This window comes from Nostoc sp. CCY0012 (assembly GCF_963920855.1).
Classification (GTDB): Bacteria; Cyanobacteriota; Cyanobacteriia; order Cyanobacteriales; family Nostocaceae; genus Cyanocohniella.
On record NZ_CAWUDM010000020.1, the window covers coordinates 1 to 13046 of the forward strand.

Consider the following 13046-nt stretch of genomic DNA (forward strand, 5'->3'; position numbering starts at 1 on the left):
CAGTCAGACTCCTGGTATACAAGCGGTTCAAGACTTTTCTGCACCACTAAGCTGGCAATGTTTTAAAGGGCTAGAGCCGCTGACTACAAAATTATAGGGTAGTGCTATTAGGGTAAATGGCAGGCAAGACTTGTACTGAGCTTGTCGTAAAGCCCTGAAGGGCATAGCTGCGCTTACCGCGTAGCGTCTCGTAGAGAAGTATGCCTGCCCCTCAAAAGTTGTGTATTATGCTGCTACTGCTTCTTTAATCCATTGTTGCAGTGTATTAATAACTTCCTCAATGGCTATTTCTTGAGTTTCACGGGTGGCGCGTTTTACTACTTCAACTTTGCCATTATTAATTGCCCGACCTGTAACTATTCTGTAAGGTATACCAATTAAATCAGCATCTTTGAATTTTACTCCCGCCCGTTCATCACGGTCATCAAGTAATGTTTCCACACCTGCTTTGTTCAGTTCAGTGTAGAGTTTTTCGGCAATTTCTACTTGTTTCGCATCTTTGATGTTGGGAATTGTGACGATCGCCTGATAAGGTGCGATCGCAACTGGCCAAATAATGCCGTCTTTGTCGTAAGATTGCTCTACGGCTGATTGTGCCAACCTGGATACACCCACGCCATAGCAACCCATGAATAAGGGATTTTCTTCGCCTTGTTCACTTGTATACGTTGCTCCCATCGCTTGGGAGTATTTCGTACCCAGTTGGAAAATGTGACCTACTTCTATACCACGGGCAGTTTGTAGGATTTGTTCTGGGTTATGAACGGCGCGATCGCCTGGTCTAGATTTACGTATATCTACTTTCAAATCTGGTAAGTTAAATTGCTGATTCCAATTAGCACCAACTACGTGATAACCAGTTTCATTGGCACCTGTAACAAAGTTTTTTAAGTCAACAACTGTTTGATCAACTAACCGTAAAAACTGGGAATGCAATTGTTTATTAGCAGTAATATACTCATAGCCAATATCAGGGGCAATATAACCTAAAGGTAAAGATTTACTAGCCCATTTAGCTTGAGTTTCGGCATCGGGTACATCTAAGGAAATAATTGTTTTTGCACCGTAATTAGCAGCTAATTTTGTCAATTCATTTTGTAATTTCACTTCATTGACTTCTTGATCACCCCGAATATTCACCAGCACCAATACAATTGTGCCATTGTCGTAAACTGTTTGGTAAAGGACATTTTTGACAATTTGTGTGGGGGAACATTTGAGAAAATTACACAGTTTTTCAATGGTGTCTGTTCCTGGTGTTTCCCGTTTTTCATAGCTGGTAAACGGTGAAGTTTCCGCATCCACAGGTAAAGAAACGGCTTTTTCCACATTGGCGGCGTATTTACCATCTTCGGTGTAGAGAACCTCATCCTCGCCAGCATCCGCTAACACCATAAATTCTGTCGAACCAGAACCACCAATAGCCCCAGAATCAGCTTCCACTGCCCGAAATGCTAACCCAGAACGCCGGAGCATATTGCTATAGGCTTGATACATATCTTGGTAGGTTTCCTTGAGACTGGCTTCATCGGTATGGAACGAGTAGCCGTCCTTCATAATAAATTCTCGTCCGCGCATCAACCCAAAACGGGGACGAATTTCATCGCGGAATTTAGTTTGAATTTGATATAAATGTAGCGGTAGTTGGCGATAGGAGCGAATCATATCACGGGCAACAGTCGTGATTACTTCTTCATGAGTCGGCCCTAATCCTAATTGTTGTTCACGACGGTCAATGAGGGAGAACATAATTCCCTCGGCTTTGGTGTAGGTATCCCAGCGTCCCGACTCTTTCCACAACTCAGCAGGTTGTAATTGTGGTAAAAGACATTCTTGTGCGCCTGTGGCGTTCATTTCTTCCCGAACAATTTGGGAAACCTTTTGTAGTACCCGCCACATCAAAGGCAAATAAGCATAAACTCCGCTACCGATGCGACGAATGTAACCTGCACGCAGTAATAATTTATGGCTGGGAATCTCAGCATCAGCTGGATCATCCCGCAGTGTAACGAATAACATTTGTGACAGTCGCATCGTGATTTTCCCTTTCCAGAAGTAATCGGTTAAATTTATAATTTTCCATCCATCAGGAGCAAATTACCTTGTCAGATGTAATTTATCAAGCACAAGCACCCCTAGAATTTATTCCCCCAGCCTTCAATCCCCTAATTTTGAGAGGTTTTCATCTGTTGTTACCGAGTTGGATTAACTGGCAAACAGCTATTACCCAAATTGAAGCAGATAACGTAGAGGTTTTGGTGGATCTTTATCGTCAGTTTCAAGAGGGAAAAATCCGGTTTATGCTGGCATTTCGCCATCCCAAAACAGATGATCCGTTTTGTTTGGGCTACTTGTTTTCTCAAATTATGCCCAAAGTAGCACGCCAGCAGAATGCAGCCTTACAACTACCAATTCATGCTCATTTTATCTACGATCGCGGCATTCCTCTATGGGCTGGTGCCTATACCGGCTGGATTGCTTCGCATTTGGGTGGGACTTCCATTCAACGGGGTAAAGCTGACTGGACGGGGTTACGTTCGGCGCGGGACTTGTTTGCCAATGGCAAATTCCCGATGGCGGCGGCGCCAGAAGGGGCTACCAATGGTTTGTCGGAGATCATCAGTCCTTTGGAACCAGGGATTTCCCAATTAGGCTTTTGGTGTGCAGAAGACTTGCAGAAACTAGGGCGCTCTGAACAAGTTTTAATTGTACCAGTTGGGATGAAATATAGTTATGTGGCGGCTCCTTGGCAGGCGATCGCGGATTTATTAAGTGAATTAGAAGCGGCTAGTGGTTTAGTGGTGAATCCCAAAGAACAAAGTCAGCATCCCTGTTTAGAATCGCTTTATCCCAGGTTATTAACTTTAGCCGAACACTTACTTTCTTTGATGGAAAAGTTTTACACGCAGTTTTATCATCAAACTTTGCCGAATACCAAAACAACGGCAACAGAAACCAGCAATCGTAATGAAATCTTAGCTATGCGGTTGCAAGCTTTATTAAATACAGCCTTACAAATATCCGAACAGTATTTTAACTTACAGCCGAAAGGTGAATTAAGCGATCGCTGTCGGCGGGTAGAGCAAGCTGGTTGGAATTATATATTTAGAGAAGAGTATAAGGATATCAAAACATTATCACCTGTAGAGAAAGCCTTAGGCGATCGCGTTGCCAACGAAGCCAATTCTCGAATGTGGCATATGCGGTTAGTAGAGAGTTTTGTGGCGGTTTCAGGCAGCTATATCCGCGAAAAACCCACAGTAGAAAGGTTTGCGGAGACAACTTTAATTTTATGGAAGATGATTGCCCGAATTAAAGGTGATAAAGCTACCCAACTTCCCCAACTAGGTAAGCAAAGGGTGAAAATTACCATTGGTAAGCCGATATCAGTATCAGAGCGTTATCCTGTGTATAAAGAAAATCGCTTAAGTGCGAGGCAGGCTGTTGCTGATTTAACCAATGATTTACAACAGGCGATGGAGAATTTAATTTGAGAATGATTCAGGTCAATCTATCTGTAACTTCAACCTAGAGTCGTTATTTTCCAGTGTTTTCTACATTCTAAATTTAGAATCAGTCGCATTAATATAAGGAATATGAATTAAATAACATGCAAGTCTAGTTTTTGACCTCACCCTGCCTTTGACTTGCGTCAAAGTCTCCCCTCTCCTTGGTAAGGAGAGGGGTTGGGGGTGAGGTTCTGTATTTTATTAAATCCATATTCCTAAGTAACGCTTCAGTACCACTGCTTTTGAACTATCTCCGTAAGCAGTTTAGTACTGTGTCCCATTACAGTTGTCAGTAAAAAATATGTTAAATATACGGTTGCAAATTATAATTTTTATGACGATGGGAGTTCTACTAGGTTGTCAAGAATCTCAAGTTTCATCACAACCAAATCCTGGTAATTCTTCCATAGCACCTACTGTAACTCACAGTGTTGCAGTCTCTAAAATTGCCCCAAACTTGCCATCTACTGAGTCCAGCAAATCTCAGAAAAAAACCACATCACCCCAGAAAACTGGCACAACTATTGGGCAAGCTATTGACTGTAATAACGACGGCAAAGATAACGGTTACCGTATCGATTACGATAACGATGGCATTCCCGATGACTGTATTACTTACGATGATAATGGTAATGTCATCAAGAATGAGGAAGCCACAAACAATATTGACACCACAAATCCTCAAGCCTTGTATGACACTCGCATGATTGCTTTAGAACAACTAACTGAAGGTTGTCAAGAAAATAGCAAGGTTGAAGGCGATATAACTTACACAACTTGTATACTTAACAATCGCCCTGTACAAGCAGCAGAATACCTCACCGAATTAGGCGATGGATTAATCATCTGGTTTGAAAATGGGAACGTCAAAGCTGTACAACGCACCCATAACAGTGAAACTTTCTTTTTTGACAATGGGCGATTAGAAGTAAAGTTTGAGGATGCTGGGGAAAAAGTGTTTACTACTTTCAGTAACGAAGAACGCAGCGAATTTGAAGAACTAGGACGCACTAGCTCCCAACGCATCTTTCAAAAGTTTGGCATTCGCTAGCCTCTAGCTCTATTCCCCAGTCTCCAGACAATAGACTAAACTAGTTATTTATAGTGTAGTTTTGTAAAATTCTGTTGGCTAACTGTTTTATGGTTACAAGACTTTCAGCAGCTATTTACGCAACGGGTACGTCACCGACTGTAGCGCCTGAACGGTCTAATCAAGTTACCCGTAAGCCTTATCCGAATTATAAGGTGATCGTGTTAAATGACGACTTTAATACTTTTCAACACGTAGCTGAGTGCTTGATGAAGTATATTCCCGGAATGACTGGTGATCTAGCGTGGGATTTGACTAATCAGGTACATTACGAAGGACAAGCCATTGTTTGGGTAGGGCCCCAAGAACCAGCAGAACTGTATCATCAACAGCTGCGTCGTGCTGGTTTAACAATGGCTCCTTTGGAAGCGGCTTAAATATCATGGGTAAAGCCAATAAAGACGCTGCTCACAAAGACGGTAGATTAGTCTGGAATCACTCAACTCATATTCCTGGTCTCATCCCAATTTTAGAACGCCTCTGTCAACAGCATGGGATTCAAACTGTGACGCCAGGAGTGATTGGGCGTGCAAAGGGTCATTGTCCCAAAATGCAACTGCGTGTGTCTGTACCCATTCGTGGTGGGTATAAAGTCATCGCTCGTCAGGGTAAGACGGTACAAGAGGTATTTATCCTGACCACTTTAGATCAGGACACATTCAAAGATACACTAGCGATCGCCATGAAAAATTAATCAGCCCCATAGTCTCTTATCTATAGTTCAGCGGCTGTTGACTATTGATTATTCTTCAATATGGCGGACTGCAAATTTATGTAGCGGCAAACTCAAAATACAAGAAAAAGTCAAAAAATACGACAAAGCCGTAGTTATTTTCACAGACATGAGTAGAGTTTCCCAGTCAGGTAAAATCATCTTCTCAACGCCAAACGCCACACAGTAAACGAGCCAATAAGAAAAGCTCATTCTAAAGAGAATTTTCTCTGTTTCTTCTAGATTATCTTTTGGCTGTTTGCGATCCCACAGTAACAGTAGGCCAGCAATACAAGCAACAAAGGATACAGCAACTACAAATTCATGACACAATACATTGATTGAATGCATTTGCGCTTATCCCAATACTTGAATCAGTTGAGATTCAGTCTAAAGGAATAATCCTCCGGCTTACAAAAAACATTTACAAACTGCAATAGAACACTGCAATTAATTTAAAAAATTGCAACAAAAGTTATATTTTTATCAAGATTGCTATTAATAATTAAGTTTTAAATTCAATCATGGAGATTTATCAAGAAACTAGGCGATCGCTAATTGAGCTTTGATATAGCCGTTCTAAATACAGTAAAAATAAATCTACTCCCCACTCCCTACTCCCTTCTTCCGTTCCTTTATAGGTTCCGCAGGATTACCTGCATAAATCATCATCGGCTCTAAAGAGCGCCCCGTCACTCCACCTAAAGTCAGAACTGCTCCCCGTCCAACAGTCACACCAGGGCCAATAACTGACTTAGCCGCAATCCAACTACTTTCCTGAATATGAATTGGAGCGGTAATCAGTTGAAAATCAGGATGATTCCAATCATGATTACCCGTGCAAAGATAAACATTTTGAGATAGGCAAACATGACTATCTATGGTGACATGGGCAAGATTATCTATCCAAGCATCTTCCCCAATCCAAACATAATTGCCTACAGTTAACCGCCAAGGAAACTTCACCCGCACCCCAGACTTAATGCGAACGCCTTGACCAATTTTTGACCCAAATCTGCGGAGTACCCAAACCTTTAAGGCTGACATGGGAAGCCAACGACTTTCAACCAAGGGTGACCCTAAAAAGTACCACAAAACTTGTTGCAAGTAAGGAGCGCCAGGAGTATAAGTATTAAGAGTATAGTTATCTAAACGCATATTTATAGTTAATTACTAGCAGGATTCAGACTGGCTCCTGTATGGCCTGTAAAAACCCACAGGAAAACGCGAGCAACATCTTGTATAATCCGGATGATAGATTCTTGCGGCCGATTCGATGGCACAGCTAGTGGAATAAAAGCGATACCTTGACTACCAAGGATGATGGTTGCGATCGCTTTAGCTCTAGGCATGTGAAAATCGGAGGGAATTAGTTATATGTGTAGAATTTATGCACTATGTAAATCTATGCAATTAAGTTAAGGGCATGATTAATAATAACGTTTTGATCAATTTTTGATTCTAAATCTTCTACTTCATATCTTCCTTCTTCTACTTCCAAAGAGGCATTATCTAAAGCTGAGGGATAGGCTTCTTCAAAAACCAATCTCAACTCTTCTGATGTTAAATAAGAGCCTCCTGACTTACGTCGTTTATTTTTTAGCTGAATTTCCCGAACACAATTACGAATTGATACATCCCAAGACCGGGTTGTTCGATCCTCAGCTTTTTGCTTAATGAGATGTAGTAGCAAGACTTTAGCATAGCTGCGGATATTATTAATTTTATCTTCACGGCTCATTTCTTCTAATTCTTCAACAATAGCTAATGCTTCCGTGATGTTACCTTGTAACAATAAAGATTTTAAGTTGAGTATTTCTTCCATAAACGTCCATTAAAGTTGAAGGCTGAATGCTGACTCAATTATCTAAAACAGGGGGCTGAGTTCCAATATTTCAATACAGTTCAGTTAATGATAATTGTAGATGGGGTCAACAGGCAGCACAACTCAACACATTCTTGATCATGTTGCTTCTTTTTGCATCAACTCAATTGTTGACTGATTTATCTAAACGCATATTTGTTGTTAATCAACAGCAGGATTAATACTTGCTCCTGTACGCCCTGTAAAAATCCACAAGAGGGCGCGAATAATATCGCGAATAATACGGATAGTAGCTTCTTGGGGTTGATTCGATGGCACAGCCACTGGAGTAAAAGCGATACCTTGACTACCCAGGACGAGAGTTGCGATCGCTTTGGCTCTCGGCATATGAAAATCTGAAGTAATCAAAAATAAGTGCTGAACTCCGTGTTGTTTGAATTCTGGGATGAGGGTAGTAAAGTTAGTAACTGTATCAACAGCACGATAATCCAGATAAAGTCTGCTTTCTGATACACCCGCAGCTTGAAAAATTGGTTTTACTAATTTAGGTGGAGTACCAGAAGAAACCCAAATTTTTAAATCAGGATACCAACGTGCTATTTCAGCCGCAGAATTTTCCCGATCTGTCCAACCGCCGAGGGTCAGGATAGCTTGAGGTTGAGGAGACTGGTGATAGGCGATCGCTAGTCTTACAGGAATGAGCAATAGTATGGTCAGTCCAAAAATTACTGGAGCCAAAATCAAATATTTTGTAAGTTGGAATTTGAATAATCTTACCCATAGTTTCATAAATTTAACTTATCTGTTTCACAAAATAATCTCCTATTATCTTTTCACATAAACGAAACACTTCATAGATAATTCATATTAAAGCGTGTACTACACAGTGAAATACATTATTAAATCGGTACTATAAATTTAAACTTTTTTCTTTGTAAAACCCTTGCCAAGCTTGCATCATACACTTTATGGATCAAGGAAATTCATGTAGTTTTTCTGTAATTGTTTTGACAATATGTGAAATTATGGTAAATTTACCCAGGCGAAACAAGAAAATTTCAGGTTTATTGAGAGGTAACAGTAATGACTGTTCACAGCATCTGTTGGATTTGTGCGACCGTATTTAAAACCACCTTTGAAAACCTGGTTTCTTCATTGATTTAACTTAGTGTTAGTCACAATTTAAGATTTCGGAGCCAATTTATTCTGTAAGCAAGTTTTATGGCTTACTAGAAGCAATCAATTGTTGAAAAGCTGCCAAAGGTAGTTAATACTTTCATGCGATTCATTTTTTAGTATGTATCCCTAAATACTACTGAACTTCTGAATTTAGATAGAAATGTGTTTGCAACATCAAAATAGTTGGTGGATGAGGATTTTATGAAGCTTTTCAATAATGTTCGGAGAGTAATTTATTCTCCTACTGTTCTCTTGTGGGCTGTTGTCTTTGGGGCGATTCCAACTAATGCAGCTACTCTAACTCCAACGGATACATCCCGAATAGCGACCTATTCAATCACAGTCAAAGACAAGAACACTAATTCTGTTCAGAATGGTAGTCTAAAGAAGTTTTTAACCAACATAAAATTAGCACAGACAACTTCATCCACAAGCACAGTTTTTACAACTCAAGTTCCTAGTATTTCCAAGACTGATGGAATTCCCTACGAATTAGGAATGAAATTCCGCAGTACCACAGACGGACAGATTAGCTCCATTCGCTATTGGAAACCTGCCAGCGAGACAGGAACTCATATTGGTAAAATCTGGTCGGCAACAGGAACTCTCCTGGCCAGCGTCACTTTTACTAACGAGACTGCTTCTGGTTGGCAGCAACAGGCTCTGAGTACACCATTGAGTGTTCGAGCTAATACGACTTATGTGGTTTCTGTGAACGCGAATAGCAATTATGCCTACACAGAAAATCAACTAGCTAGTTCCATAGTCAATGGTAATCTTAGCTCAGTTGCCGATGGTACCAATGGAGTGTACAACTCAACTCGCGGAAATTTTCCGAATAGCTCCTACCGTAATAGCAACTATTTTCGTGATGTCAATTTTGTTGCTGTTTCCCAATCTACACCGACACCAACTCCAACACCGACTCCAACTCCCACTCCAACTCCCACTACTTCTTGGAGAGAGCGGATTCTCAACGCTGATGGAACAGTAAATTGGTCAGAATATACCAATGTAGCGCAGAACTATCACAAGCGCGAAATGATCGATTATCGTTTCGGCCCAAAATATAGTGATTTTAACTCAACAGCAGAATCTTTCCCGACCGTATATCAGCCATCAAGTGATGGGATCATCCGCAAAAACGCTGGTGCTTGGTGCCGAGTCAATCCAGGATCAGACGGCGATCCTGGAATAGGGTGGATGATGTCAGGTCAGATGCTATTTGCACCTGATACTAGTGCGCCTTCCGAGTTCCAGTTCGGCTCTTCAAATATGACAAGTGCCGATGGTGCTCAAAGTTCGACCGATAATGGATTGTGCTTGAGAAACCGTCCAGAATGGAAAGCTGATTGGTGGAGGCGGAATAATATGAGTGCTCCTACGACTCCAGTAGTGAAGCAACTTTATGATGCTTCCGGTGGGACACTGCCTCTACCTCCTATTGCCACAGCCCGAGGACATGGTGGAGCTGCTGTAACAGGTTTTTTAGCTTTCCAAAATGGACTGATAACGATTACTGGAAATGGCAACGATCCTTATACTGAGGAAGGGTTCAGTTACCTTTCAGCAAAACTTGATGCAGGGAAAATCCCAACGGCAATGGCAGTTAGCAACTACAACGAGTTTGTTTTTGTAACTGTTTGGGATACTGTTAACCGCAAAGGACAGATAGCAGTACTAGCAGTAAAACCCCGTCAGATGACACAAGAGAAAAGATTTTACTGGGGTCTTCCGGGATGGCCAACTGTAAAGGGTCTCAAGTTGATTGGGTATATTGATCTGCCTTTTGCTGCACCGAATGCAATCGATGTGACTACCAGTACTAGATTAGGAACTGGTCGGGGATACGGTGATAATTTCAACGATGATTTGAACCTTCAGTCTGTACGTGACAAGTGGTACAACACAGCATGGAATACATCATGGGGAGATAATTATTGGAAGCAGACAGCTCAAAGCGGATATCTAATTGTTAGTTCCCGAGCAGAAAATAAGGTTGCATTGATCGATCTGCGTCCTATGTTAAAGTACTATCGTAAGATGACTTTGACTACTCAGGCAAACTTCGACCAAACCAAAAATGAAGGTACGGCTGCCAATCAATGGCCACATACATTTAGTCACGCACCAGAGCAAATACCAGTTGTATCAAAAGTTCTAACTATTAATCAGCCGACCTCAGTAGCAACAGGTACAAGATGGAACAGTTTTAGAGTTCCAAGATCATACTATGCAGGTAACGAAACCAAGCCTCTTAAAACAGCATACATCGCTTCTATGGATGGCACTGTCCGGATGTATGATGTTGAGTCGTTAATTCTACCGAACGCTACTGCCGCTGTTCCTGATACTCCGTTTAAATCATTTCAAGTAGGCAAGAATCCAGTCCAGATGTTTCATGGATATGCTAGCACAGCAGGTGATGATTTATACATTGTAAGTCGGGGTTCACGGTCTATTCACTACACATACTTTGATGGCACAATTAAGGGAGTTTTGCGTGATTCTCGTCTCCAAGACCCTGTAAATGTCACAGTTTCCTTCAATCAAGCTGGATATGGTGGTTCCGGATCTAACTCAACTATTTACGCTAACCTTATCACAGTGATGGATTTTTGGGGTAAACAAGTTATTAATTACATGGTAGATGATGGACAGAATGCTAACGGAGAACAGATGAACTTTGTTGGATCAAATGGAGAGAAGTTACTCTTCATGCATGGATACTCTAACCCAGTCAATGGCAATCCATTTATGTTTACCGTTGATGAAGTAATTTAGGATTTTTGATTTCAGGATAGTAAAATAGTTCCAGTCAAAACCTTGTGCAGAATATTCTGCACAAGGTTTTTTGGCTTTACATAGAAGTAGGTAAAGGTGATGCTAAAGAACAACACAACCTGGAAATTTCTCCTGAATGCAAAGCTGGTGAAAAATTAAATTAGCTGCTACTTTGTTACCGACTTCACTTAAATGAACTTCGTCTCGAAAGTAAGTTTCAACAATATTAGTAGGCAAATTAGACCAAACTTTGTAAGTATCAAATACTTCTATTTGTAAAGAATTAAGTACTTGCATAAACTCCGGTTTGTAAGGTGGAATTACAGGTTTTGGAATTAAATCGTAACGATTAGGTGTAAATAGCACATAAATAGGTATTTCCTGATCCCGCACTAGTTTGACTGCTGCTTTAAAAAGCTCGATGTTTTTCTGAAATTGTTGAGCTATTTGCGTAGGAGAAGCTTGAGGAATTTCTTGTTTAGAGAATGGGTTCAAGTTTACGTTTCCCCACAATCGAGGTACTATATAGCGAGTAAAAGCTTCTTGAATTGCTAATAAAGGAGGATGATCTGGATAGTTAGGATCATTTCCTACTCGTTCACTTGTGCTAGTAGGTTGAGTCAGGTCGTGTGTGCCAATTTGAAAAATTACAACATCACTATTAAAAGTACCAAATTCTTTCAAATAACCTAAATGATTACCAATTCCCCATGAGCCAGCAGAAGCATTTAACACTTCTGTAGGTTGTCCGAAAGTTTTGAATTTAGCTTTTAATTGTTCAGTAATTATTTGACTTTGGTCAATGGGATTACCACCATTAAGAACTGAGTCTCCAACCATTAAAATTCTCAGTGTTCCTTTAGTTTTTTGGAGATTTATGGATTCAGAACGTTGAGAGTACTCGTTATATTGTATGCGTTTGCCAAAGCGTACTAAAGTTTGGTTTGGTCGAAAACGGTAGCCTGTGTAAGTATCAGCTTGGCTTAAAACAGGATTGCCTAGACCAAATAAAAGCCTCAATGAAACTTCAACAGCTATTAAAATAATTACAATAAGAATAAATGTTTTATATTTACGAAATTTATGATTTGTTCTATTCATCAATCTTTATTAGCCTGGTTTTGATAAAATTTCTCATATTCAATCAAGCGAATTGATAACATAATTTCAGCTAGTACACGTTGGAAAGCATAGTACCAACCCGCCCATTCGTCTAAAATTCCTCCTTTTAAAATTAAACAATAAAACAAGATAATAAAAGGAGCAAATAGTTTTTGTTTGCGTATGCGATCACTCAAGCTTAATTCATTTACTGGAGTTTCTAATAATTTCTTTACTTCAATGAGCATATAGCGATCCTGCGCCCACAACCAACGGCTAAAAGATTTGCGATCATCATGATTGATATATCCCGAAAGCGTTGCTGATTTACCTGTCAGTTGTAAAAGCTGAGTATGACCATCATCTATGTAGATTGCCTTGTCTTTACGAAAAAGCACTTGTCGAGGAGGAAGTATTGTACCTCTTAATGGTTTGCCAAAAACGCAATACTTAAATCTGGCAAAGTATCCATTTATCTGGCTATCTATTATTGGTAAAACTTCAATTTCAGCAATTAACTCATCTGTGACGATATAGTCTGCATCTAAAGAAAGTACCCATGGAGATTTTACTTGTTCCAAACCATAGTTCCATTGGGTTGCATGAGTATCAAATTTTTTTTGAAAAACTTTTACATGTGGATAAGAGTTTAAAATTTCTAGGGTTTCGTCATTGCTATAACTATCAATAACTATAATCTCCTTTGCCCAAGCAAGATTTTGTAGAGTGCGCCCAATATTTGGTGCTTCGTTATAGGTGAGGATGAGAGGGGTAACTTTTTTAAGCATCAATCTAAAAAATGCTGCTATAGTTTTTTAACTTATAGAATAAGGATATATGGTAATA

Annotated in this window: 13 protein-coding genes; 5 read left to right on the plus strand and 8 right to left on the minus strand. The window is 40.2% G+C overall.

What is annotated here, in order from left to right:
• Nucleotides 1-225: 225 nt before the first annotated feature.
• The gene (locus tag ACM0OS_RS07915; protein ID WP_414542622.1) at nt 226-2034 is read right to left on the minus strand and encodes a proline--tRNA ligase; all 1809 of its coding nucleotides are present in this window, start codon (nt 2032-2034) and stop codon (nt 226-228) included.
• Between the two features lie 68 nt (nt 2035-2102).
• Here ACM0OS_RS07915 and ACM0OS_RS07920 point away from each other — a divergent pair, with 68 nt between their 5' ends.
• From ACM0OS_RS07920 to ACM0OS_RS07935, 4 genes are all read left to right on the plus strand, one after another.
• Nucleotides 2103-3494, plus strand: coding sequence for a 1-acyl-sn-glycerol-3-phosphate acyltransferase (locus ACM0OS_RS07920; protein ID WP_414542623.1), 1392 nt, complete (start codon nt 2103-2105; stop codon nt 3492-3494).
• A 349-nt stretch (nt 3495-3843) separates the two neighbouring features.
• The gene (locus ACM0OS_RS07925) at nt 3844-4560 is read left to right on the plus strand and encodes a hypothetical protein (protein WP_414542624.1); all 717 of its coding nucleotides are present in this window, start codon (nt 3844-3846) and stop codon (nt 4558-4560) included.
• Between the two features lie 89 nt (nt 4561-4649).
• A complete protein-coding gene (gene clpS, locus ACM0OS_RS07930) occupies nt 4650-4976 on the plus strand; it encodes an ATP-dependent Clp protease adapter ClpS (RefSeq protein ID WP_414542625.1) in 327 nt (108 codons plus the stop codon).
• A gap of 5 nt (nt 4977-4981) precedes the next feature.
• Nucleotides 4982-5293, plus strand: a complete 312-nt coding sequence (locus ACM0OS_RS07935; RefSeq protein WP_414542626.1) for a DUF2103 domain-containing protein — start codon at nt 4982-4984, stop codon at nt 5291-5293.
• 48 nt (nt 5294-5341) lie between these two features.
• Here ACM0OS_RS07935 and ACM0OS_RS07940 read toward each other — a convergent pair whose 3' ends face one another.
• From ACM0OS_RS07940 to ACM0OS_RS07960, 5 genes are all read right to left on the minus strand, one after another.
• Nucleotides 5342-5662 (minus strand): hypothetical protein, encoded by a 321-nt coding sequence (locus ACM0OS_RS07940; protein WP_414542627.1) that lies wholly within the window; start codon nt 5660-5662, stop codon nt 5342-5344.
• A gap of 249 nt (nt 5663-5911) precedes the next feature.
• Entirely contained in the window at nt 5912-6469 is a 558-nt protein-coding gene (locus ACM0OS_RS07945; RefSeq protein WP_414542628.1) for a WcaF family extracellular polysaccharide biosynthesis acetyltransferase, read from the minus strand.
• Nucleotides 6470-6477: 8 nt separating this feature from the next.
• Nucleotides 6478-6663, minus strand: a complete 186-nt coding sequence (locus ACM0OS_RS07950; RefSeq protein ID WP_414542629.1) for a hypothetical protein — start codon at nt 6661-6663, stop codon at nt 6478-6480.
• Between the two features lie 53 nt (nt 6664-6716).
• A complete protein-coding gene (locus ACM0OS_RS07955) occupies nt 6717-7136 on the minus strand; it encodes a DUF29 family protein (protein ID WP_414542630.1) in 420 nt (139 codons plus the stop codon).
• A gap of 201 nt (nt 7137-7337) precedes the next feature.
• The gene (locus ACM0OS_RS07960; protein ID WP_414542680.1) at nt 7338-7877 is read right to left on the minus strand and encodes a YdcF family protein; all 540 of its coding nucleotides are present in this window, start codon (nt 7875-7877) and stop codon (nt 7338-7340) included.
• A gap of 639 nt (nt 7878-8516) precedes the next feature.
• On the opposite strand from ACM0OS_RS07960, the gene ACM0OS_RS07965 reads away from it, so the two are divergent.
• Nucleotides 8517-11099 carry a DUF4082 domain-containing protein gene (locus tag ACM0OS_RS07965; RefSeq protein WP_414542631.1) on the plus strand — a complete coding sequence of 861 codons (2583 nt, stop codon included), beginning with the start codon at nt 8517-8519 and terminating at the stop codon, nt 11097-11099.
• 102 nt (nt 11100-11201) lie between these two features.
• Here ACM0OS_RS07965 and ACM0OS_RS07970 read toward each other — a convergent pair whose 3' ends face one another.
• The gene (locus ACM0OS_RS07970) at nt 11202-12200 is read right to left on the minus strand and encodes an SGNH/GDSL hydrolase family protein (RefSeq protein ID WP_414542632.1); all 999 of its coding nucleotides are present in this window, start codon (nt 12198-12200) and stop codon (nt 11202-11204) included.
• The gene (locus tag ACM0OS_RS07975) at nt 12200-12988 is read right to left on the minus strand and encodes a glycosyltransferase family 2 protein (protein WP_414542633.1); all 789 of its coding nucleotides are present in this window, start codon (nt 12986-12988) and stop codon (nt 12200-12202) included. Before ACM0OS_RS07975 ends, ACM0OS_RS07970 begins: the two co-directional genes overlap by 1 nt.
• Nucleotides 12989-13046 lie beyond the last annotated feature (58 nt).

What these genes read in the sequence shown, in the direction of transcription:
- ACM0OS_RS07915 (WP_414542622.1), bottom strand. Translation starts at nt 2,034, where the DNA reads ATGCGACTGTCACAAATGTTATTCGTTACACTGCGGGATGATCCAGCT.
- ACM0OS_RS07925 (WP_414542624.1), top strand. Translation starts at nt 3,844, where the DNA reads ATGACGATGGGAGTTCTACTAGGTTGTCAAGAATCTCAAGTTTCATCA.
- clpS (WP_414542625.1), top strand. Translation starts at nt 4,650, where the DNA reads ATGGTTACAAGACTTTCAGCAGCTATTTACGCAACGGGTACGTCACCG.
- ACM0OS_RS07935 (WP_414542626.1), top strand. Translation starts at nt 4,982, where the DNA reads ATGGGTAAAGCCAATAAAGACGCTGCTCACAAAGACGGTAGATTAGTC.
- ACM0OS_RS07940 (WP_414542627.1), bottom strand. Translation starts at nt 5,662, where the DNA reads ATGCATTCAATCAATGTATTGTGTCATGAATTTGTAGTTGCTGTATCC.
- ACM0OS_RS07945 (WP_414542628.1), bottom strand. Translation starts at nt 6,469, where the DNA reads ATGCGTTTAGATAACTATACTCTTAATACTTATACTCCTGGCGCTCCT.
- ACM0OS_RS07950 (WP_414542629.1), bottom strand. Translation starts at nt 6,663, where the DNA reads ATGCCTAGAGCTAAAGCGATCGCAACCATCATCCTTGGTAGTCAAGGT.
- ACM0OS_RS07955 (WP_414542630.1), bottom strand. Translation starts at nt 7,136, where the DNA reads ATGGAAGAAATACTCAACTTAAAATCTTTATTGTTACAAGGTAACATC.
- ACM0OS_RS07965 (WP_414542631.1), top strand. Translation starts at nt 8,517, where the DNA reads ATGAAGCTTTTCAATAATGTTCGGAGAGTAATTTATTCTCCTACTGTT.
- ACM0OS_RS07970 (WP_414542632.1), bottom strand. Translation starts at nt 12,200, where the DNA reads ATGAATAGAACAAATCATAAATTTCGTAAATATAAAACATTTATTCTT.
- ACM0OS_RS07975 (WP_414542633.1), bottom strand. Translation starts at nt 12,988, where the DNA reads ATGCTTAAAAAAGTTACCCCTCTCATCCTCACCTATAACGAAGCACCA.